Origin of the sequence: Nitriliruptor alkaliphilus DSM 45188 (assembly GCF_000969705.1) — a bacterium.
GTDB classification, from domain to species: domain Bacteria; phylum Actinomycetota; class Nitriliruptoria; order Nitriliruptorales; family Nitriliruptoraceae; genus Nitriliruptor; species Nitriliruptor alkaliphilus.
Map to the genome: position 1 here is coordinate 2,497,665 of NZ_KQ033901.1, position 20,668 is coordinate 2,518,332.

Consider the following 20,668-nt stretch of genomic DNA (forward strand, 5'->3'; position numbering starts at 1 on the left):
CCTCGGTTCGGTACGGGCGGTCAGACCAGCTCGGCCTCTCCCTTCATCGGGACGTGCACCAGCTCGCCGCTGTGGTCCAGGTCCGGGTGCTGCTGCAGCCACCCGACGAAGGCCAACAGGCCGCTCAGCATCGCCACGAACGCGGTGACCATGGCGGTCATCGAGTCGGTGTACCCGTCAGGGGTGATACCGAGGTTGAACGCCGTCGCCGCCGCCGCGACCGTGTTGATCGCCGCCAGGACCAGCAGGACCGGGACGGCCTTGGCCGGGACGGGCAGACCGAACTGCTCCTGTCCTGCGGACCCACGCAGGCTGTCGAGGCTGAGGAGGCGTCCACCTGCGAGTGCCACGACGACCACGAGCAGACCGAACACGAACGGGGCCAGTCGGGTCATGCCGAGCGCGATCATCACGGCGAGGTAGCCGAGACCGACGAGGCCGAACAGGCGGGTGCGGTAGCCGACGATCAGCGCGACACCCACGGCCAGCTGCACCGCGGCGAACACCACGACCCAGAAGCCCATGGCGGGCAGGATCAGGGTGTCGACGAGGCTGCCGACGACCGCCCAGTGGTTGGCCGCGATGGTGGTGAACACCTCGGTCTGGGCCTCGGCGCTCGCGAACCCCGGCAGCGCGTTGATACCGGGGTCGACCCGAGCCCAGATCTCGTGGAGGAACCGGAAGCCGACGAAGATGCGCAGGACCGCGAGCAGCGCGGCCGTGGTGTCGCCGTAGCGGTTGGTGGCGTACAGGCCGAGGACGATCAGGGCCGACAGGACCACGAACTCCATGGCCACGAAGGTGAAGCGACCCGTCTCGCGGCTGCTCATCGTCAGGAAGAAGAAGACCCCGACGAGACTGAAGGCGGCGATGGCGGCCGGGATGTACTCCCGCTTGAACACGGGCAGGTCGATCAGCCAACGCACCGCGCGAGCGGCGCCACTGGTGGCACCGCGGGTGCGCTGCATGATCAGACCGTCGAGCCCGAAGTAGTTGCCGGCACCGGTGACGAGGACGAACAGGTGCATCGCCACGAAGAACGGCGGGATGCGGGAGTTGCCCAACATCATGATGCTGACGTCCATGCCGATGGCGGCGACCGCCAGCGGCCGGACCGCGAAGCCGACGAGGAACGCGACGGCGAGCAGGACCTGCAGCCCGATCACGAAGTAGCTGAACGCCACGGCGTTGGGGCTGATGACCGACTCGAAGATCCAGGCGAACCACGAGTAGGTGCCGTCGGTGATGGCCTTCGCGGATTCCTCGCGGACGGCATCACCTGCGCCGGAGCCCATCCAGGTCGGGTTGGCGCCGGAGCCGAAGCCGCCGATCTTCCAGTTGTGGCCGACGGTGACCTCGAACAGCCACATCATGCCGAGGAAGATGCGGAGGAAGGCGATCGCCGACGCCTTCACCGCCTCGGCTGGCAGCTGCAGCAGCCCGTCGTCTCGGAGGTGGACCTTCATCATGGCTGTGCTCCATCGGTCGCGGTGGTACCCGGGTGGTGTACGCACGACCTTGACAGCTCACCGGGGCGCCCTCTGGGGGCCTTGGGCGCGTCCCGTCGGGACCTTCGGCGGCGCGCTACGGGACCATCGCCGAGTGTGGAGGAGGGGCGAGGCGGTCCGTCGTGCTTCGATGCGTGCTCCCGCCGCCGCCCACCGCCGAGGCGCACCCGTGATCCCGAACGTCCTCGCCAGCCGCTACGCCTCCGACGCGATGACCGCGATCTGGTCACCGGAGGGCAAGATCGTCCTGGAACGGCAGCTGTGGCTCGCTGTCCTGCGAGCGCAGGCCGACCTCGGCGTGCACGTCCCGGACGACGTCGTCGCCGACTACGAGCGGGTGGTCGAGCAGGTCGACCTCGCGTCGATCGCGGCGCGTGAGCGCACGACGCGGCACGACGTGAAGGCCCGCATCGAGGAGTTCAACGCCCTGGCGGGCCACGAGCACGTGCACAAGGGCATGACCTCGCGCGACCTGACCGAGAACGTCGAGCAGCTGCAGGTCCACCGCGCGCTGCAGGTGGTGCGCGACCGGTGCGTGGCGGCGCTGGCCATCCTCGCCGACCGTGCCGCCGAGCACACCGCGACGGTCATGACCGGGCGTAGCCACAACGTCCCGGCGCAGGCGACCACCCTCGGCAAGCGGTTCGCCAACGCGGGGGAGGAGCTGCGTCAGGCGCTGCTGCGGGTCGAGGACCTCCTCGCTCGGTACCCGCTGCGGGGGCTGAAGGGCCCCGTCGGGACCCAGCAGGATGCGCTCGACCTGCTCGATGGTGAGCAGGCCACCCTCGACGAGCTCGAGGACCGCATCGCCGTGCACCTCGGGATCGCAGCTCGGCTCGACAACGTCGGGCAGGTCTACCCACGCTCGCTCGACCTCGACGTCGTCTCGGCGCTGGTGCAGGTCGCCTCCGGGCCGTCGTCGTTGGCGACCACGATCCGCTTGATGGCCGGCCAGGAGCTGGTCACCGAGGGCTTCCAGCCGGGCCAGGTGGGGTCGTCCGCGATGCCCCACAAGATGAACTCCCGCTCGTGCGAGCGGGTCAACGGCCTGAAGGTGATCCTCGACGGTCACCTCACGATGGTCGCCGGGCTCGCCGGGGTGCAGTGGAACGAGGGCGACGTGTCCGACAGCGTTGTCCGTCGGGTCGCGCTGCCGGACGCGTTCCTCGCCACCGACGGACTGTTCGAGACCTTCCTGACGGTGCTGGTGGAGTTCGGCGCCTACCCGGCGGTCATCGAGCGCGAGCTCGCGCGCTACCTGCCGTTCCTGGCCACCACGCGCGTGCTCGTCGCGGCGCTGCGGGCCGACGTCGGCCGCGAGACGGCCCACGAGGTCATCAAGGAGCACGCGGTCGCGGCCGCGCTGGCCCTCCGCGAGCGTGGGCAGCAGCACAACGACCTGTTCGATCGGCTCGCGGCCGACGACCGGCTGCCCCTGGACCGGGAGCAGCTCGACGACCTGGTCGCGGACCCGACCTCGTTCGTCGGGGCCGCGCCGGTCCAGGTCGCCCGGTTCGTCGAGGCCGTCGGGGACCTGACCAGCCGCTACCCCGAGGCGGCGCGGTACCGCCCGGGCGCGATCCTCTGAGCCGCGGTGACGGGACCGCCCGCTGACCGATCGAGCTGGCGGGCGAGGCCCTCGAGCAGCGACGTCAGGCTCTCGGCCGCTCGGTGGATGCGGCGTCGACCGACCGCGAGGTGACCGGGCGGCCGGCTCGCCGGGTCACGCTCGGCGTGGAAGCGGACGTCGCTGCCGCTCCCGTGGTCGCTCGGGATCTCCTCGACCGTGATGGTCACCAGCCAGCGCTCCCCGGCGGTGGTCATCGTCACCGTCAGGTGCTCGGGTTCGATGCGATCCTCCACGTGGACGGTGATGCGGTCCATGTGCGCGCCGCTGCGGCGGGTGATGGTCGCACGTGCACCGATCCCCGGGGCCGTCCCGGCGGTGAGGTCGCCGACGACGTCCTCGAGGTCGAGCGCACGGTCGTCGATGACGAGCTGGTCGAGGTCGAGGATGCGCCGCCACACCTCGAGGGGTGGGACGGGGACCCAACGTCTGACGGTGATGGACTGCACGGCTGCTCTCCCGCCGGCGGGTGACCCGTCCCGCCGCGCACGAGGTGACGCTACGCGGTCAGCACCACGGGTCGGGAGGGGCGGAGGGCCTTTGCGAGAGGGCCGGTCGGCCACCGGGGTGGACCCGCCTACCATCGGCGGTCGTCATCCCCGTCCCGTGAGGCCCTCCGTGACCCCTGCTCCCGTCCGCGTGCGCTTCTGCCCGGCCCCGTCCGGCGTGCTGCACGTCGGCAGCGTCCGTGCCGCGCTCTACAACTGGTTGCACGCCCGGCACCACGGCGGCACGTTCGTGTTCCGGATCGAGGACACCGACGCCGCACGTGCGACCGAGGAGTCCATGCGGTCCATGGTCGAGGCCCTCTCGTGGGTGGGGCTCGACTGGGACGAGGGCCCGGACCCGGCCGACCCGCTCGGTGCCGAGCGTGGCGGCCACGGCCCCTACCGCCAGTCGCAGCGCACGGCCCTGTACGCGGCGGTCGCCCGTCGCCTGGAGGAGGTCGGCGCGCTCTACCACGACTTCCGGACGGCCGAGGACCTCGAGGCCTGGCGCGAGCAGGCGCGCGGCGGACAGGGGGGCGGCCCACCGGTCGTCAAGGCCGCCGTCTTCCGCCACGGTCCCGACGACCTCGCCCGGTTCGTCGCGGAGGGTCGCCCGTCCTCGCTCCGGCTGGCCACCCCCGACGACGGCAGCGTCGTGATCGACGACCTGGTCCGCGGCGAGGTCCGATTCGACTGGTCGCAGATCTCCGACCCGGTCCTGGTGCGCTCGGACGGTTCGGCGACCTACCCCCTCGCCAACTCGATCGACGACGTCGCCCAGGGCATCTCGCTGATCTGCCGCGGCGAGGACCTGCTGTCGGTCACCCCGCGTCAGCTGCTGATCCACGAGCTGCTCGTCCGCGACGGTCTGATCGACGAAGCGCTCGCGGAGGTCGGGATGCCCCCGCGTGAGGCGACCTGGCAGGGGCCGACCAGCTTCGCCCACCTGCCGATGGTGGTCGGCACGGACCGCAAGAAGCTGTCCAAGCGGCATGGGTCGGTCGCGATCCAGGAGTTCGCCCGGCAGGGGTTCCTGCCCGCCACGCTGCGCAACTACCTGGCGCTGCTCGGTTGGTCGCACCCGGATGGCCAGGAGCGGCTGACCGACGAGGAGCTGGTCGCGACCTTCGACCTCGCGGGCGTCGGACGCTCCGCGGCCGCCTTCGACGTCGAGAAGCTGACCGCGTTCAACGGCGAACGGATCCGCGAGCTCGACCCGGCCGAGCTGTCGGCGCTGCTCGTGCCGTTCCTCGACGGCACCTACGGCGACCGGCTCCTCGACGACCCACCGACCGAGCCGCAGCTGGCGATCGTCGGTGGCCTCGTGCCCCTGGTGCAGGAACGCATGCAGCGGCTCGACGAGGTGCAGGCCTACGCCCCGCCGTTCCTCACCGACGAGGTCGCCCTGGACGAGGCCGCCGTCGCGAAGGTGTTCACCAAGGCCGGTGCGGCCGCCGCGATCGCCGCCGCCCGGCGCGAGCTCGGGGACGTCGAGTGGACCGTCGAGGCGATCGAGGCGGCGCTCCGTGGGCTGCCCGAGGAGCTCGGCATCGGGTTCGGCAAGGTCGCCCAGCCGATCCGCGTCGCGGTGACCGGCTCGTCGGTCAGCCCGCCGCTGTTCGAATCGATCGAGCTGCTGCCCCGCGACGTGGTGCTCGCACGCCTCGACGCCGCACTGCCGGTCGCGGAAGCCAACGCGCCGGCCGGCTGAAGCGTTCGGCGGCCATCGGTCGCGGGTCGCGCATCGCGTCCCGTGCTTTGCGCGTCCCGGTCCCCGTCCGTACCATCCCCAGCCGCGTGCGCCGTCGGCCCGTCCGACGTCGCGCGGGACCACCTTTCGGGGGTGGTGTAATCGGTAACACGGCTGGTTCTGGTCCAGTTATTGAGGGTTCGAGTCCTTCCCCCCGAGCAGGGTCGCGCAGCGTCCGCGCCGCGTTCGACCCACCGGGGCCTACCTCGGTAGGCTCCGCACCGCTCCCACCCCGGTGGGAGCACCGACAACCAAGCTCCCGTCGTCTAGAGGCCTAGGACGCCGCCCTCTCAAGGCGGTAACGCCAGTTCAAATCTGGTCGGGAGTACACCTTCCACGATCCGTGGATGATCGCGAGAACGGGTCCGCACTCAGCGTGCGGACCCGTTCTCGTCGTCACCGCTCGCCAACAGGTGCGGGGCGTACCGTCGGAGCATCTCGACGGCGAAGAGGATCTTGTCCTGCACCCGTTGACCTGACGGGTGGGAGCACGACCAGAGTTCGAGGTTCTCCATCCGGTTGTCGGATCGGTCCCCGTTGCGGTGGTGGACGGTCTCGTCGCTGCGCAGGGGCCGGCCCAGGTGGCGGGCCATGACGAGCCGATGTTCCGCGATCTTGCGCTCCCCGCCGGTGAGCCAACGGTCGCGACGGGCCACCGACACGATCCAGTACCCGTGGTGCTCGAAGCCGTCACCCGTCACGAGCCGGATGGGATCGTGGGCTCGGACGTCACCGGTCAGCACCACACGCTTGTAGTGGGTGGTGCACAGCCCCCGGCAGTGCCGGCGACGGTCGCAGCCCTCGACGTCGCACGGCCCGGTGGCGCGGAGGGGGAGGTCGGCTCGGACGTCGCCGTGGGACCGCCAGCGTTGGTAGTGGGCGTGGCACCAGCCGCGGGTCTTCGCGTCGCGGTCGCACCCGTCGACGCTGCAGGTGCGGGGTCGCTCGCCACGGACCGCGGACCCGGTCCGCAGCCAGCGCTTGTAGTGCATCCCGCACCACGCCCGGGCGTACACGGCGCGGGTGCAGTTCGGTTCACGGCAGGTGGGCTCGTCGTCACGGGCCACGCGGCGCTCCTGACCTCGGCGTGGTCCGCCCCCCAACCAGGATGCTGCCACGGCACCGTGACACGCCGCGGCGAGCGTCCACACGCCGGACGGTCAGCCGGTCGTCGGCGTGGGGGTCGAGCGCAGCACCTCGGCGTAGGTGATCGTGCCCGCCTCGGCCAGGGCGAGCGCCTCGTCGCGGAGGCTGCGCATCCCGGCGTCCCGGGCGGCGCGGGCGAGCTGGCTCTCGGTGGCGCCCTCGCCGATCAGCTCACGCAGCTGCTGGTCGATGGTCACCTGCTCGCTGACGGCGGTGCGGCCGACCTCCCCGGTACCGCCGCACGCGTCGCAGCCGCTGCCGCGCCGTGGCGTCACGTCCTGCAGGTCGGAGGCCGTGAGGTGCAGGCGCCGCAGGACGCGATCCTCCGGTTGGTCAGGGCACGCGCAGCCCTCGCAGACCCGACGGACGAGCCGCTGGGCCATCACGAGCTCGAGTGCGGCGGCAGCCAGGAACCGATCGACCCCGAGGTCGACCAGGCGCGCGATGGACGCGACGGCGTCGTTGGTGTGCAGCGTGGCGAGGACCAGGTGACCGGTGGCCGCGGCCTCCACCGCCAGCTGCGCCGTCTCGGCGTCGCGGATCTCGCCGACGAGGAGGACGTCGGGGTCTTGGCGCAGCACGTGACGCAGTCCGCGGGCGAAGGTCAGCCCGATGGCGGGCTCGATCTGGGTCTGGTTGATGCCGGGCAGCTGGTACTCGATCGGGTCCTCGAGGGTGAGGACGTTGCGGGTCGCGTCGGCGACCTCGGTGAGGCCCGCGTACAGCGTCGAGGTCTTGCCCGAGCCGGTCGGTCCCGTGACCAGGACGAGGCCCTGCGGCCGTTCGAGCGCCTCGAGGAGCTGATCCTCGGCCGTGGCGCTGAGCCCGATCTCGGCGAAGCCGATGCGCTCGGTGCCCTGCGGCAGGAGGCGCATGACGATGGTCTCGCCGTCGAGGGTCGGCATCGTGGACACCCGCAGGTCGATGCTCTGACCGTCCAGACGCACCCGACAGCGGCCGTCCTGCGGCAGTCGGCGTTCGGCGATGTCGAGGTGCGCGAGGATCTTCAGGCGCGAGCGGACCTGGGCGGCCAGGGACCGCGGCACCCGTGCAGATTCGCGCAGCAGCCCGTCGACGCGGATGCGGACGCGGAGGCCCTCGGCGTCCGACTCGAGGTGCAGGTCGCTGGCGCGGAGCGCCGCGGCATCCGACAGCAGTTGGTGCACGAGGCGGACCACCGGTGCGGCGTCGTCGGGGAGCTGGCCCTCCTCGCCGCCGTCCTCGGTGGCCGGGTCGTCACCGATCTCCTCGAGCAGATCCTGCGTCGCGTCGGCGCGGTAGACCCGCCGCCGGGCGCTCGCCAGTGCCGAGGAGCTCGCGACCTCTGGCCGGACCGATCGCACGCCGGCGACCAGGCGGATGTCGTCGAGGACCGAGACGTCGGACGGGTCGTCGGTGGCGATGACCAACACCTCGTCCTCGAGCCGCAGCGGCAGGATCCCGTGGCGATCGGCGAGCCACGGCGGGACGAGCCGCACCACGTCGGCGTCGGGGACGAGGTAGGTCACGTCCACGCGGGGGAGGCGGAGCTGGCCGGCGATGGCGTCGGCGACCTCGTCCTCGGTGGCCAGCCCGATCCGTAGCAGCACGTCGCCGAAGCGTTCCCCGGGCAACCGTCGGTGGATGACCTCCTGGACGGCCGCTTCGTCGAGCACGCCGGCGTCGACGAGCATGTCCCCGATCCGCCGCCTCGGTGCCGCATGCGGGCTGGGTGGTGGCTGGGTCGGAGCGGGGCTGTTCACGGACACGCTGGCTCCATCGGCGCGGTCTGCGACGGCACGTTCTTGAACCGGCGTGATGGCTGCGCCCTCCCCGTCGGCCGTGATCGCTCGCGCTGGAGCGTTCGGGTGTGATCACGCGCCGGGCGGGCGCTGCCCGGAGAAGATGGCGCGGGCCGTGGCGAGCGTGTCGGCCTGCGCAGTTCCCTTGTCCTCGCGGTAGCCACGGACCCGGGCGAAGCGCAGCGCGATCCCACCCGCGTACCGGGTGGAGCGCACGAAACCGTCGAGGGCGATCTCGACCACCAGCTCCGGTCGCACGTGGACCACGTGCTGCTCGCGGCGCACCTCGCGCTCGAGGAGGGCTGCGGTCTGCCAGGTCAGCGTGGCGTCGGTCAGGCCCTTGAAGGTCTTGCCGAGCATCGTGAACCCGCCGTCGGGGCCCTCGACGTCGACGGGATCGCCCGGTTCCGCACGTGCGCCGAGGTGCAGGTTGGACAACCACCGCCGACGCCGACCCGACCCCCACTCGGCGGCGAGGACCACCAGATCGAGGGTGTGAACGGGTTTGACCTTGCGCCAGCTCGCGCCGCGGCGGCCGGCCTCGTACGGCGCGTCGAGCGCTTTGACCATCACGCCCTCGTGACCCGCCGCCAACGTGCGCTGCAGGAACGCCTCGGCGTCGGCCGGGTCGTCGGTGGTCAGCGCCTCGACCCGCAGCGGGGCCGGGACGGCCCGGGCGAGCGCGTCGAGCCGTTCCCGCAGCGGCCGGTCGAGCACGTCCTCGCCGTCCAGGTGGAGGCAGTCGAAGAACCGCACGCTGAGCGGCACCTCCTCCGGCGAGCCGCCGGCGGGTACGCGCTCGCGTCCGATCCGCGCCATCGTGTCCTGGAAGCGTCGTGGCCGGCCCTCGTCGTCGAGCGCCAGCGCCTCGCCGTCGAGGACCACCGAGCTGACCGGCAGGCCGAGTGCGGCGTCGACCACCTCGGGCATGCGGTGCGCGACCTCGTTGAGGTTGCGTGTGAAGATCAGGACCCGGTCGCCGTCGCGGTGGACCTGCACGCGGGCGCCGTCGAGCTTGGCCTCGACCACGACGCCGCCGTGCCCGTCGGCGGCGGCCGTCGTCTCGGTCAGTGCCTCGGTGACCGACGTCGCCGTCGACGCGAGCATGGGTTCCAGGGCGCACCCCACCTCGAGCCGGAACGCCGTCAGGGCCGCCTCGCCACCGGTCATCGCGGCGGCGGCGGTGACGCGCAGATCACCCGACAGCATCGCCGCGCGGCGGACCGCCGCCTCGGGGACGGCAGCGGCCTGGGCGATCGCGGCGGTCAGCACGCCGGCCAGGGCCCCCTGGCGGAGGTCGCGCACCACGAGGCGGCGCAGCCAGTCCTGTTCGTCCGCCGTCGCCCGCTCGAGCACCTCGGTCAGGAGCCGGATGCGGGCCGTACGCGACCCCGTGCCCGCTGGCGTGTCCGCGATCTGCTGGAGGGCGTCGTCGACCTCGGCCACGGTGAGGCTCGGGGTGGCTGCCGGGGGCGCCTCGGCCCCGAACACCGCCGCCGGCCCGAGTTCGAGGCGGTCCTGGCGCGGTTCGCCGGACAGGAAGGACACCACGACCGGGAGCAGGTCCACCTCAGCGCGGGCGAGCACGGCCGCGAGGGCGGCGATCTTCGCCTTCCGGGACCGCGTCGCCCCGACCTCGCGCGACACCTCGACGACCTCGCTGAGCTGCACGGATGCTCCTCTCGGCAGCTCCTCAGGCGGGCCCGACGGCCAGGACCGGCGTGGCACCGTTCGCGCTGAGGTCGTGGGCGACGCTCACGTGCAGCGCCACGTCGAAGCGATCGACCTCGCACGCGGCGACCAGGTCGTCGGGGTGGGCCCAGTCGGGCCCGTCGGACGCGAAACAGCGGCCCGCGTCCGACCGGGGGACGCGGGCGAGGAACGGGTCGGGATCCGGGTCGTGACCGAGGAGGTGGGCACCGATCAGCTCAGCCGCGGCGAGGTCCTCGTCGCCGTCCCGCCCGAGCGATGCGCCGGTGATCACGAAGGTCACCCGCGTGGGTGCCAGCGCCAGGAGCGCGGTGGCCGTGGCTCGGGCGGTCACGAAGGACGCTGCGAAGCTCGCACCCGACCCTGCGGTGCGGACCAGCCCCTGGGTCCCCGCGGAGGTGCGGTGGACGACCGTTCGCCCGGCCAGGCGGTCGTCGGGCAGCGCCGCGACCTCGACGGGGGAGTTGCCGAGGTCGAACCCCTCGATCGGTACCCCGCCGCTCTCACCCGCGAGCAGGGCGCCCGTGACCGGTCCGTCCCGCAGCGCCTCGGCGCGCTCGGCGGTGTCGACGGCCAGGACCCGGGCGGCACCCCGGTGGAACAGCCACGGCACGACGGTGAACGCCCGCAACACGTCGACGACGACCACGGCCTCGTCGGGCGCCGCGTCGGCGAGGTCGACGAAGCGCAGCGTCGGTGTCACGCCGAGCTACCCCGCAGGAAGCGGACCAGCCGCGCGTGGCCGTCGACGAGGTCGTCGACGCGGGCGTACTCACCGCGCTGGTGGGCCTGGGCGGTCAGCCCCGGCCCGAAGTTGAGCGCCGGGACGTCGAGTTCGGCGAAGCGCGCCACGTCGGTCCAGGCCTGCTTGGCCGCCACCCGGGCACCGACGCTGTTCACGAAGGCCTGGACCACCGGGTGGTCGAGGCGCGGCGGCGCGGGAGGCGCCAGGTCGGTGACGGTCACCTCGGCACGGTCGCCGACACGTGCCCGCAGCTCGGCCTCGGCGGCGGTCAGGGACCGGGACGGGGCGAAGCGCAGGTTGAGGTTCACGGTGAACGCGCCGGGGATCACGTTGCGGAAGGGCTGTTCGGCACGAGCGCCTGGCGCGAGCCCCGGTGTCCAGGCCATCGTCGCCGACCACACGTCCCGGTAGGCGATGCCGTCGACCTCGACGTCGGTGACGTGGTCCTCGTGCAGCTCGGCGAGGAACGCGCCGGCCTTCGTCAGAGCGTTCTCGCCGTGCCACGGCCGAGCCGAGTGGGCCTGGGTGCCGGTGAACCGCAGCTCGGCGTGCAGCCCTCCGAGGCAGCCGAGCTGGACCTCGCCGTCGGTCGGTTCGAGGACGATGGCGAGCGCGGCCTCGCGCAGCCACGGCACGGCCTCGAGGACCTCCCGCAGCTCGTTGCCGTCGGCCGCACCCTCCTCGCCGCTGTAGAGCACGAGCGCCAGGTCGTAGGGCGAGGCCGCGCGCAGCTGCTCGTCCTCGAAGGCGGCCATGGCGATCACGTTGCCGGCCTTCATGTCGGACGTCCCGCGTGCCACCACCACCTCGACGCCGTCACGGGTCTCCAGCCGAGGCGTCACGTCGTCGTCGGTCGGCGCGACCACGTCGAGGTGCCCGACCAGCAGCACGAGCGGGCGGCCGTCGTCACGCCGTCCGTCGACCACGATGCTGTGGCGCACCCGCGTCACCCGCTCGCCCCGCGCCTCGTACCGGGCGACCGTGGCGTCGGCGATGGGGCCCTCGTCGCCCGTCACACACATCAGCGAGCAGTGCTCGAGCAGCCGCTCGGTCAGGTCGGCCCGGAGGTCGGCCGGCGGGGTCGTCACGGGCGGGGTCGTCACGGGTGCCTCAGTCGTTGGCGTGGAGGGCAGCGTTCAGCCCGCCCCAGTCGGCAGTCACACCCTCGCGCTCGACGACGGTGACCGTGCCCGACACCGAGTCGCGCCGGAACAGCAGGCCGTCGCGGCCGGACAGCTCGCGCGCCTTGACCACCTCGCCGCCGGGGAGGGTGACCTTCGTGCCGGCCGTCACGTACAGGCCGGCCTCGACCACGCAGTCGTCGCCGAGGGAGATCCCGATGCCGGCGTTGGCGCCGAGGAGGGTGCGAGCCCCGATGCGGACGATCTCCTTGCCGCCGCCCGACAGCGTCCCCATGATCGACGAGCTGCCACCGAGGTCCGAGCCGTCGCCGACGACGACACCGGCCGAGATGCGCCCCTCGACCATCGACGAGCCGAGCGTCCCGGCGTTGAAGTTGACGAACCCCTCGTGCATGACGGTCGTGCCCTCGGCGAGGTGGGCACCGAGCCGCACGCGATCCGCGTCGGCGACGCGGACCCCGGCCGGGACGACGTAGTCGGTCATCCGGGGGAACTTGTCGACCGACGTCACGCGCACGCGGTGACCGGCGGCGAGCAGCTCGAGCCGCAGCTGCTCGAAGCCGTCGGGGTCGCAGGGACCGAGGTCGGTCCACACCACGTTGTTCAGGGCGCCGAACGCGCCATCCAGGTTCGCGCCGTGCGGTGCGATGGACCGCTGCGACAGCAGGTGCAGGCGCAGGTAGGCATCGTGCGCGTCGGTCGGCGGCGCGTCGAGGTCGGCGACGAAGGTCGCGACCGCGACGCGGGACGTGCGGGTCGGGGCGAGCGCTGGCTGCTGCGCCGCCGCGACGAGCTGTCGCACGGTGGTGAGGAGCTGCTCGTCCGCACCGGCCTGCTCCAGCGCAGCGACGTGTTCGTCGGTCAGCTCGATGGTCGCCGTGGCGTCCCCGTGCCCGAGCGCGTCGGCCAGGGCTCTCGCCCCCGGGGTGTCGAGACGGGCGTGGGGGTACCAGGTGTCGAGGACCTTGGTGCCCTCGCCCCGCGTCGAGCGGGTCGCGATCCCGAGGCCGTGGGCGGGGCGGGGGGTGGCGTCGGACACGAGAGCGGCTCCAGAAGGCAGGGAGGCGGCAGGGACAGCGAGCCTAACGGTCCCGAGCGACCCGCCGGTCAGAGCGCCAAGGCTGCTGCTCCGCCGATGGCCAGGGACGTCACGATCGGCGTGTACAGCGCGTCGTCGAGCCGAGCGAAGCGCGTGGCCCGCACCCGCTTGCTGAAACCGACGTACCGCCCGTCACCCGCCGCGCGCAGTACGAGGATCACCACCGCGCCGACGACCGCGAGCCGGACGAGCGGCAGGGAGGGCCAGAACACGAGGGCGGCGAGCGTGATCGCGTAGGTCGCGAGGGCGAGCGCCACCGCGATCGTGGTCGTGGGGGAGGGGCGTCCGAGCACGGACCCGCCGTCGGGGGTGGTCGGGAGCGCCGCTGCTGCGGAGGTGGCGGCCCGCCCCGTCGCCCACACCACATGCACCGCGGCGGCGCCGGCAGCGAGGACGGCCGCTGCCACCGCGAGGCTCGCGAGCAACCACCGCGACGCGAGCCCGGCGGCCAGCGCCGCCCACAACGCGACCAGGAGGAACGCCGGCCAGGACAGGTGCCAGGTGACGTACACCACGCCGATCGTCCCGCTGACGACCGCGACGGCGGTCACGGCGACCGAGCCCTCGACCCCGAACATCGTCGCAGCCAGGCCGAACCAGGCGATCGTCGTCGCGTGCCACGCGAAACGGATGATCGCGTCGGCGTGCGGGCGCCGGAGCCCCACCCGCCAGCGGCCGTCGGCGAGCAACGGCCGGATGAGGACGCGTTCGCCCAGGATCGAGTGCAGCACGCCGATGGTCACCAGCGTGACCGCCGCGAGGGTGGGGTAGAGGCTCACGCGTTCGCTCCGGGGGTCGCCGTGGACATCACCATACGGTGACGTACGTTCTGTCCCAGGCACCGTACGCTGACGTACGGTCCGTGTCCAGGCGGAGCAGATCCACGGCAGGCGAGGTCGACGGTGACGAAGCTCGGGCGCGAGGACTGGGTCGAGGCGGCCGACGAGGAGCTCGCCGAGGGCGGCATCGATGCCGTCCGTGTCGAGGTGCTCGCGCGGCGGCTGGGCGTCACCAAGGGCAGCTTCTACTGGCACTTCGCGGGAAGGGACGACCTCCTCGACACGGTGCTCGCGCGCTTCGAGGCGCTCAGGACCGATGCGGTCATCGAACAGGTCGAGTCCGTCGCGGACGAGCCCGTGGCGCGGTTACGCGCCCTGACCGAGCTGGTGTTCTCGCCGTCGGGGAGCGGGGACCGCGGCGAACCGGCCATCCGCGCCTGGGCGAGCAGCGACCCGCGGGCCGCCGCCACCCTCGCCCGGGTCGACCGGCGTCGCGTGCGGTACGTCGCCGACCTCCTCGTCGCGGCCGGGCTCGAACGCGCCGTCGCTCGGCGACGCTCGCAGCTGCTGTACCGCACGCTCATCGGTGACTTCGTGTGGCGTGCGCACGGCGGGGAGCCGCTGGACCGCGCGACGCGGCGCGAGGTCGTCAGCCTGTTGCTGCCCTGAGCGAGGCGGCGCCGTGCCGCCTGCCGCCGTCCGGTCCGTCGGCCGCCCCGCGGGCGGCGCTACCGTGGCGGGTCGGCGCCCGGACCACGTGACACCCCGCCTGATGCGCCGACCCCGCCCGTGTCGTGATCAGCCCCGCTCTCCGGAGTCCCGCGTGTCAGAGCCGCCGCCGTCCTCACCCGACGAGCTCCCTGGGCGGCTCGAGGTGACGGACGTCGAGGGGACCGATGGTGTGGACGAGACCGTCGCCCCCCGGCCGCCAGAGGCGGACCTGCGGACGGGGCCGTCGCTGCCGGTCGAGGTGCTGGGCACGTACGTGGTCGGGTTCGCCATGGGGACGGCGGACACCGTGCCTGGGTTCTCCGGGGGGACGGTGGCGCTCGTCGCCGGCATCTACGAGCGGCTGATCGCCAACGTCCGCCAGGGGGCGCGAGCGCTGTCGCTGCTGATCCGCGGCAAACTGCGTGAGGGTGGGCGCGCCCTCGGCGCCATCGAGTGGGTGTTCCTCGTCGCGCTGCTCTCCGGCGTGGGGTCGGCGATCGTCGCGCTGGCCTCGCTGATCGAACGGCAGCTCGAGGCGGCACCGGTGCAGATGTCGGCCCTGTTCCTCGGCCTGGTGATCGGCGCGACGATCGTGGCGAGCGCCGAGCTGCGTGCGCCGCGCCCGTTGCACCTCGGGGTCGGCGCCGCGGTCGCGGCCGTGACCTTCGTCGCGCTGGGCTTCCGGGGCGTCGCCGGGGGCGACCCGCCGCTGGCGTTCCTGTTCATCGCGGGCGCGATCGCGGTCTGCGCGATGATCCTGCCGGGCGTGAGTGGGTCGCTCCTGCTGGTCCTGCTCGGGGCCTACCACGTCGTCATCGCGGCGGTCAGCGCCCGCGACCTGGTGGTCCTGGGCGTCGTCGCCGCGGGGTGCGTCGTCGGTCTCGCGAGCTTCTCGACGCTGCTCAACTGGCTGCTGCGCCGGTACCACGACCTCGTGCTCGCCGCGCTCCTCGGGTTGATGGCAGGGAGCGCTCGCGTGCTGTGGCCCTGGCCGTCGGTGACCGTCGGCGACCCCGACCTCGGGGCGCCCGTCGCCGAGGACGTCCCCCTGGTCCTGGCGATCGCCATCGGTGGTGGGCTGGCCGTGGCGGTGTTCGGCTACCTGGCACGCCGCGTGACCGCCACCAGGTGAGGCGTCAGCCGGGCAGGCGTCCGGCGGCGATCGCTTCACGCCAGCGGTCGACCGCGGCCTGACACCCGGTGACCGTGGGGACCAGCGCCAGGCGCAACCACCCCTGTCCCCCTGGCCCGAAGGCACGGCCGGGTGAGGCCACGATGCGTTCGCCGAGCAGCGCCTCGGCGTAGGCCGCGTCGTCGCCACCCGGCGCCCGGAACCACACGTAGAACGTGGCCTGTGACCCGGACACCTCGACGCCGACCTCCTCGAGGAACGGCAGGATCACGTCGCGCTTCGCGGCGAACACCGCACGCCGGTCGTCGACGTGCGCCTGGTCGTTCCACGCGGCGGTGGCGGCCACCTGGACGAAGTCGGGCGGCGCCGTGCCGACGTTGGGGCGCAGCAGCCGCAGGCGGGTGATCAGCTCAGGGTCGCCGACGATGCCGCCGGCGCGGTAACCGGTCATGCCCGAGCGTTTCGACAGGGACACGAACGCCAGCACGCCCGTCAGGTCGCCGTCGGCGGCTTCCAGGGCCGACGGCGCCGGCTGATCGAACCAGACCTCCTGGTAGCACTCGTCGGAGGCGAGCAGGATGTCGTGCTCGCGGGCGACGGCGAGCTGTTCGCGGTACCAGCCGACGTCCGCGGTGGCGCCGGTCGGGTTGTGCGGGTGGTTGACCCACGCGATGCACGCCCGGTCGAGCCGATCGGCGTCGAGCGCGGCGAGGTCCAGCCGCCACCCGTCCTCGGCGCGGAGCGTCAGGGGGTCCGAGATGCCCCCGGCGAAGGTCGCGCCGCGGCCGTAGACGGGGTACCCGGGGTCGCCCCACAGCACGTGGCGCTTGGGGCCGCCCGGGTCGAGCACCGCCAGCGGCAGGTGGAAGACGGCCTCCTTGCTCCCGGCCGAGGGCAGCACGTGCCGGTCGGGATCGACGGTCACGCCGTGGCGGCGCTCGAACCAGTCGGCGATCGCCTGGCGCAGCGCCGGTTGGCCTGCGGCGGTGGGGTAGCGGCTGACCGCACCGACGGCGTCGACGAGCGCCTGACGGATCAACGGCGGGGTCGGTTCGTCCGGGTCCCCGATCGAGAAGTCGTGCAGCGGCCGACCGTCCGCGCGCAGCTGCCCGGCCAGATCCTGGAGGCGCGCCAACGGGTAGCCACCGAGGCTGTCCAGCGCGGGGTTCGAGGTCACCATGCCGCGCAGCGTACGCTCGCGCCATGAGCAGCCAGCGGACCATCCTCGTGCGCGTCTCCGGACGCGATCGGCCCGGCATCACGACGGGCTTGCTCGGCGTGCTCGCCGCGAGCGACGTCGACCTGTACGACATGGAGCAGGTCGTCGTCCGCGAGCGACTGACCCTGGACCTCCTCATCGGTGTGGGGGAGGGCGACGACGCGCTCAAGGAGCTGCTCTTCCACGGGTTCCAGCACGACCTCCAGCTCGACTTCGAGGTCGTCGAGGACCACTCCTCGCGCAGCACCGGGGACCGGGCGGTGGTGACCGTCATCGCCTCGCACCTGCCGCCTGCGTCCCTGCGGGACATCACCGGCGCGATCGCCGCCGGAGGCGGCAACATCGACCGCATCGGGCGGCTCTCGCGCTACCCGGTGGTGTCGTTCGAGTTCCTCGTGGTCGGGGGCGACGTGGACCGGATGCGGGCACACCTCGTCGCTGCCGCCGCGACCCACACCATCGACGTGGCCATCCAGCGCGAGTCGCTCGGCCGCCGCGCCAAGCGCCTCGTGGTCATGGACGTCGACTCGACCCTGATCCAGGACGAGGTCATCGAGCTGATGGCGGTCGAAGCCGGGTGTGCCGACCGGATCGCCGACATCACCGAACGCACCATGCGGGGCGAGCTGGACTTCACCGTCTCGCTGACCGAGCGCGTGGCGATGTTGGCCGGCACACCTGTCGAGGTGCTCGACCGGGTCGGGGACGCGGTGCGCTTGACCCCGGGCGCGCGGACCTTCGTGCGGACGCTGAAACGCCTCGGGTACACCGTCGCGATCGTGTCGGGCGGGTTCTCGACCATCGTCGATCGCCTGGGGGCCGACCTCAAGCTCGACCACGCCGTGGCCAACGAGCTCGAGATCGTCGACGGGCGCCTGACCGGACGACTGCTCGGCGAGGTCATCGACCGTGCCGGCAAGGCGAGGGTCCTGGAGCGGATCGCCGCCGCCGAGGGGATCCCCCTCGAACAAACGGTCGCGATCGGTGACGGCGCCAACGACCTCGACATGCTCGCCGTGGCCGGGCTCGGGATCGCGTTCAACGCCAAGCCGGTGGTCCGCGAGGCGGCTGACACCGCCGTGTCCGTGCCCTACCTCGACGCGATCCTGTTCCTGCTCGGGATCCGGCGCGACGAGATCGAGGCCGCCGACGCCGAGGATCCCGAGCTGATCCGCGACGGGCTGATCCCCGTCCCCGGCACGCCACCGCTCTGATGGCGCCCCGGCCCCGTCAGTGGGTCGCGACGAGCCGTTCGACGACGTCGGTGCGGCGCACGATCCTCAGGCCTGCCCGCTCGTAGAGCCGGACCGCCGCCCCGATCGTCACGTCGTCGACGTCGAGCGCCGCGCCTGTCAGCCCGCGTGTCCGGAAGGTGTGGAGCGCGTCGAGCAGCAACGCCATCCCGAGGCCGCGTCCACGCCAGGCCGGCACCACGCCGAGATCGCGGATCCAGCCCTCCTCCGGGGCGCCCTCGACGCCGACCCGGGTGACGGCCAGGCCGACGACCTCGCCCGCGGCGTCGGTGGCGAGCACCGTCAGCGAGGGGTCGAACGCAGGATCGCGCAGCACCCGGTCCTCGACCCACTCCTCGAGCGTCAGGGGCAGGTGCGTGGCCACGTCCCCGAAGGCGGCCTGGTGCGCCCGCCACGTCCGCTCCTCGTCCCGGCCGGGGCGGAACCGACGGGTGGCGATCCCGGCGGGCCAGCTGGGTGCTGCGGCCGGCTCGCTGAGGTCGAGGCGCATGGTCAGCAGGTGCCGGACGAGCACGAACCCCCGGGCGGTGAACCAGGCGCGAGCACGGTCGTCGCCGTCGACGACCGTCGTGCGGACCACCGCTGCCGCGGCCTGCTCCACCGTGGCGGCGTCGCGGGCACGGACGTCGGCGCGGTCGAGGAGCAGGGTCGCGATGCCGCGACCGGTGGCGGCCGGGTGCACCTGCCCTTCGACGTGGACGACCGTGGCCTCGTCGAGGAGGTCGAGTTCAGTGGTGTACTCGCCGACCCCCACGAGGGTGTGACCGGCGTCGACGTCCTCGACGAGGACGACGTCCTCGAGGCCATCGAGCATCAGCCACCGGACGCGGACGTCCTCGGTGCGCGTACGCACCTCACCGGTCCTGGCGCGCTCGGCGGCGGCGTGCAGGTCGGCCACCGCAGCGACGTCCGACCAGGCTGGCCGGCGTAGCCGAAGACCCCCCGGCGCCAGCCGGAGCTCGTCGGTCCACGGGTCGGGGGGCACGGGGCCTCCGGGACGGCAGCCGCCCGGCTCGTCGGCGGGGGTGGGAGGAGAGGGAGCGGTGCCCCGACGCTACCCTCACGCGCCGTTCCCCCCGACGATTCGAGGCACCCCCCGTGGCCCGCGTGACCGTCTTCCACCTCACCCCCGTGCGCAACCTGCCCCTCATCGAGGAGGATGGCCTCCGGACGCGTGCCGACCTGTCGGGTCGGCTCGGTCCGGTCGACGACTTCGATCAGGCGGCGCCGGGCACCTACGCCAACGGCAAGCGGGTGACCGGCTGGCTCTCACGCGACCACGCCGGCAGCGTCTCTGGCGAGCTCGGGCCGGGGCTCGTGAGCTACTCGGTCGACCCGAGGAAGACCCTGGCAGCGCCCGCGTCCCTGCGCGACGGTGACCCCGCGGCCTACTGGGAGGCCGCCAAGCCTCTGGCCGACTGGCAGGCCGAGGGTGAGCCACCGACCGACCTCGAGGTCCACACCAACGTCCCCGTGCGGGCCAAGTACCTGCAGCTGCACGCCCCGCTCGTCGACGAGGAGGACCTCGGCGACTACGCGCCGCTGGTCGCCGCGGTCGCCGACGAGGACCGTCTGTCCGCCAAGGCGCTGATGCACCTGGCGGTCATCGCCTCGGAGGCCGACTTCGAGTCCACGGACTTCGTGGCGGCCTGCGCGCTCGCGTGGCGTGACGAGCAGGACTCGCCGAACCTCGTCCGTGAGCTGATCGAGACCGACCCGGACAAGGTCGCCTCCGCGGCCCTGGCCGAGCACGGCGCGACCGCCCCCGAGGTCACCGGCAAGCTGCGCCAGATCCTCGACGAGACGCGCGAGTGGGCCGACAGCCAGGGTCTCGAGCACGGCCGCGGTCTGTTCGCACGGACCGCCGCGGTGCTCGACGTCCTCGAGGACTGACGGCCCGCGGGGCCGTCAGAGGCTGACGATGTTGAGCTGGGTGACCCGCTCGCCGTCCAGTTCGAAGCGGACCCGCTGCCCGATGCGCAGCTCCATCAGGCCGGAGGCGGCGACGGCTTCGCGGTCGACGGGGTGCTCGACCAGCGCGTCGGTGAGCAGCGTCGCGGTGCGATCGGCGACGTCGAAGGTCCGGATGGTGCCCTGCGGCACGGCGGTCTCCTGAGGCGGGCGACGTGGGGCGCACTGGCCGAACGGTCCTCGTCCGGAGCGTGCGGTGCGGTACGCAGGGTAGCGGCGACCGGGTGGGCAGCCGTCCTCGCCGGTCCCGTGACACGACCGACAGGAGCCGACGTGAGGGACAGCGAGCGCGACCCGTCAGCCCCCGATGACCTCGAGACGTCCGACGGACCTGGTGGCGCAGACGTCTCGACACCCGTGACCCAGCAGGTCGGACGTGTCGCGCTGGTGCTCGTCGCCGTCCTCTTCCTGATCTTCGCCGTCACCAACGCCCAACACGTGGACTTCTCCTGGGTCTTCGGGGAGACCGAGGTCGTCCAGCGCGGCGGCGAGCGTGTCAGCGGCGGCGTCCCGCTGATCGTGCTGCTGGTGGTGGCGTTCGGGGCGGGCGCGCTCGTGGCGACGTTGCTGTCCTGGCAGCGCGCCCGTCACCGCAAGGATCGGTGAC

The 20,668-nt window shown here is 72.9% G+C and carries 19 protein-coding genes and 2 tRNA genes; 9 read left to right on the plus strand and 12 right to left on the minus strand.

Annotation, left to right across the window (positions count from 1 at the left end):
• Positions 1–20: 20 nt before the first annotated feature.
• A complete protein-coding gene (locus tag NITAL_RS11665) occupies positions 21–1,469 on the minus strand; it encodes a hypothetical protein (protein WP_052666374.1) in 1,449 nt (482 codons plus the stop codon).
• A 169-nt stretch (positions 1,470–1,638) separates the two neighbouring features.
• Here NITAL_RS11665 and purB point away from each other — a divergent pair, with 169 nt between their 5' ends.
• The gene (gene purB, locus NITAL_RS11670; protein ID WP_052666375.1) at positions 1,639–3,096 is read left to right on the plus strand and encodes an adenylosuccinate lyase; all 1,458 of its coding nucleotides are present in this window, start codon (positions 1,639–1,641) and stop codon (positions 3,094–3,096) included.
• On the opposite strand, the gene NITAL_RS28030 is transcribed toward purB, so the two are convergent.
• Positions 3,054–3,584: an SRPBCC family protein gene (locus NITAL_RS28030; RefSeq protein WP_052666376.1), complete on the minus strand. Its 531-nt coding sequence runs from the start codon at positions 3,582–3,584 to the stop codon at positions 3,054–3,056. The genes purB and NITAL_RS28030 overlap by 43 nt on opposite strands.
• Positions 3,585–3,753: 169 nt before the next feature.
• Between NITAL_RS28030 and NITAL_RS11680 the strand changes: the two genes are divergently transcribed.
• From NITAL_RS11680 to NITAL_RS11690, 3 genes are all read left to right on the plus strand, one after another.
• Positions 3,754–5,334, plus strand: a complete 1,581-nt coding sequence (locus tag NITAL_RS11680) for a glutamate--tRNA ligase (RefSeq protein ID WP_169786824.1) — start codon at positions 3,754–3,756, stop codon at positions 5,332–5,334.
• 126 nt (positions 5,335–5,460) lie between these two features.
• Positions 5,461–5,532, plus strand: a tRNA-Gln gene (locus NITAL_RS11685).
• A 96-nt stretch (positions 5,533–5,628) separates the two neighbouring features.
• A tRNA-Glu gene (locus tag NITAL_RS11690) sits at positions 5,629–5,701 on the plus strand.
• Between the two features lie 43 nt (positions 5,702–5,744).
• On the opposite strand, the gene NITAL_RS28505 is transcribed toward NITAL_RS11690, so the two are convergent.
• The 7 genes from NITAL_RS28505 to NITAL_RS11725 all read right to left on the minus strand — a co-directional run bounded on the left by NITAL_RS28505 (position 5,745) and on the right by NITAL_RS11725 (position 13,775).
• Positions 5,745–6,440: an HNH endonuclease gene (locus NITAL_RS28505; RefSeq protein ID WP_052666378.1), complete on the minus strand. Its 696-nt coding sequence runs from the start codon at positions 6,438–6,440 to the stop codon at positions 5,745–5,747.
• A gap of 93 nt (positions 6,441–6,533) precedes the next feature.
• The gene (locus NITAL_RS11700) at positions 6,534–8,192 is read right to left on the minus strand and encodes a GspE/PulE family protein (RefSeq protein WP_052666379.1); all 1,659 of its coding nucleotides are present in this window, start codon (positions 8,190–8,192) and stop codon (positions 6,534–6,536) included.
• A gap of 180 nt (positions 8,193–8,372) precedes the next feature.
• Positions 8,373–9,971 (minus strand): ATP-dependent DNA ligase, encoded by a 1,599-nt coding sequence (locus NITAL_RS11705; RefSeq protein WP_052666380.1) that lies wholly within the window; start codon positions 9,969–9,971, stop codon positions 8,373–8,375.
• Between the two features lie 22 nt (positions 9,972–9,993).
• A complete protein-coding gene (locus NITAL_RS11710; protein WP_052666381.1) occupies positions 9,994–10,713 on the minus strand; it encodes a 2-phosphosulfolactate phosphatase in 720 nt (239 codons plus the stop codon).
• Complete coding sequence (gene dapE, locus NITAL_RS11715; protein WP_211262359.1) at positions 10,710–11,858, minus strand: succinyl-diaminopimelate desuccinylase; 1,149 nt, start codon at positions 11,856–11,858, stop codon at positions 10,710–10,712. The genes NITAL_RS11710 and dapE overlap by 4 nt, the downstream gene beginning before the upstream one ends.
• Before the next feature lie 7 nt (positions 11,859–11,865).
• Entirely contained in the window at positions 11,866–12,936 is a 1,071-nt protein-coding gene (locus tag NITAL_RS11720; protein ID WP_052666383.1) for a DapH/DapD/GlmU-related protein, read from the minus strand.
• A gap of 68 nt (positions 12,937–13,004) precedes the next feature.
• The gene (locus tag NITAL_RS11725) at positions 13,005–13,775 is read right to left on the minus strand and encodes a DUF3995 domain-containing protein (RefSeq protein WP_052666384.1); all 771 of its coding nucleotides are present in this window, start codon (positions 13,773–13,775) and stop codon (positions 13,005–13,007) included.
• 123 nt (positions 13,776–13,898) lie between these two features.
• Between NITAL_RS11725 and NITAL_RS11730 the strand changes: the two genes are divergently transcribed.
• Together NITAL_RS11730 and NITAL_RS11735 are read left to right on the plus strand one after the other, a co-directional pair.
• On the plus strand, positions 13,899–14,444 hold the full coding sequence (locus NITAL_RS11730; RefSeq protein ID WP_052666385.1) for a TetR/AcrR family transcriptional regulator: 546 nt from the start codon (positions 13,899–13,901) through the stop codon (positions 14,442–14,444).
• Positions 14,445–14,598: 154 nt separating this feature from the next.
• Complete coding sequence (locus NITAL_RS11735; protein WP_052666386.1) at positions 14,599–15,618, plus strand: DUF368 domain-containing protein; 1,020 nt, start codon at positions 14,599–14,601, stop codon at positions 15,616–15,618.
• Between the two features lie 4 nt (positions 15,619–15,622).
• Here the strand turns inward: NITAL_RS11735 and NITAL_RS11740 are convergent, their stop codons facing one another.
• Positions 15,623–16,798 carry an aminotransferase class I/II-fold pyridoxal phosphate-dependent enzyme gene (locus NITAL_RS11740; protein ID WP_052666387.1) on the minus strand — a complete coding sequence of 392 codons (1,176 nt, stop codon included), beginning with the start codon at positions 16,796–16,798 and terminating at the stop codon, positions 15,623–15,625.
• 23 nt (positions 16,799–16,821) lie between these two features.
• Here NITAL_RS11740 and serB point away from each other — a divergent pair, with 23 nt between their 5' ends.
• Positions 16,822–18,051, plus strand: coding sequence for a phosphoserine phosphatase SerB (gene serB / locus NITAL_RS11745; protein WP_052666388.1), 1,230 nt, complete (start codon positions 16,822–16,824; stop codon positions 18,049–18,051).
• A 16-nt stretch (positions 18,052–18,067) separates the two neighbouring features.
• Here serB and NITAL_RS11750 read toward each other — a convergent pair whose 3' ends face one another.
• The gene (locus tag NITAL_RS11750) at positions 18,068–19,075 is read right to left on the minus strand and encodes a GNAT family N-acetyltransferase (protein WP_052666389.1); all 1,008 of its coding nucleotides are present in this window, start codon (positions 19,073–19,075) and stop codon (positions 18,068–18,070) included.
• 122 nt (positions 19,076–19,197) lie between these two features.
• On the opposite strand from NITAL_RS11750, the gene NITAL_RS11755 reads away from it, so the two are divergent.
• Complete coding sequence (locus NITAL_RS11755; RefSeq protein WP_211262360.1) at positions 19,198–19,983, plus strand: hypothetical protein; 786 nt, start codon at positions 19,198–19,200, stop codon at positions 19,981–19,983.
• 15 nt (positions 19,984–19,998) lie between these two features.
• Here the strand turns inward: NITAL_RS11755 and NITAL_RS11760 are convergent, their stop codons facing one another.
• Complete coding sequence (locus NITAL_RS11760) at positions 19,999–20,193, minus strand: hypothetical protein (protein ID WP_052666391.1); 195 nt, start codon at positions 20,191–20,193, stop codon at positions 19,999–20,001.
• 141 nt (positions 20,194–20,334) lie between these two features.
• Between NITAL_RS11760 and NITAL_RS28035 the strand changes: the two genes are divergently transcribed.
• Entirely contained in the window at positions 20,335–20,667 is a 333-nt protein-coding gene (locus tag NITAL_RS28035) for a LapA family protein (protein WP_052666392.1), read from the plus strand.
• The last annotated feature ends 1 nt before the right edge of the window (position 20,668 follow it).

Bases quoted from the DNA above. Each gene is read 5' to 3' on its own strand.
- NITAL_RS11665 (WP_052666374.1), bottom strand. From the start codon at position 1,469: ATGATGAAGGTCCACCTCCGAGACGACGGGCTGCTGCAGCTGCCAGCC.
- purB (WP_052666375.1), top strand. From the start codon at position 1,639: ATGCGTGCTCCCGCCGCCGCCCACCGCCGAGGCGCACCCGTGATCCCG.
- NITAL_RS11700 (WP_052666379.1), bottom strand. From the start codon at position 8,192: ATGCTCGTCGACGCCGGCGTGCTCGACGAAGCGGCCGTCCAGGAGGTC.
- NITAL_RS11740 (WP_052666387.1), bottom strand. From the start codon at position 16,798: ATGGTGACCTCGAACCCCGCGCTGGACAGCCTCGGTGGCTACCCGTTG.
- serB (WP_052666388.1), top strand. From the start codon at position 16,822: ATGAGCAGCCAGCGGACCATCCTCGTGCGCGTCTCCGGACGCGATCGG.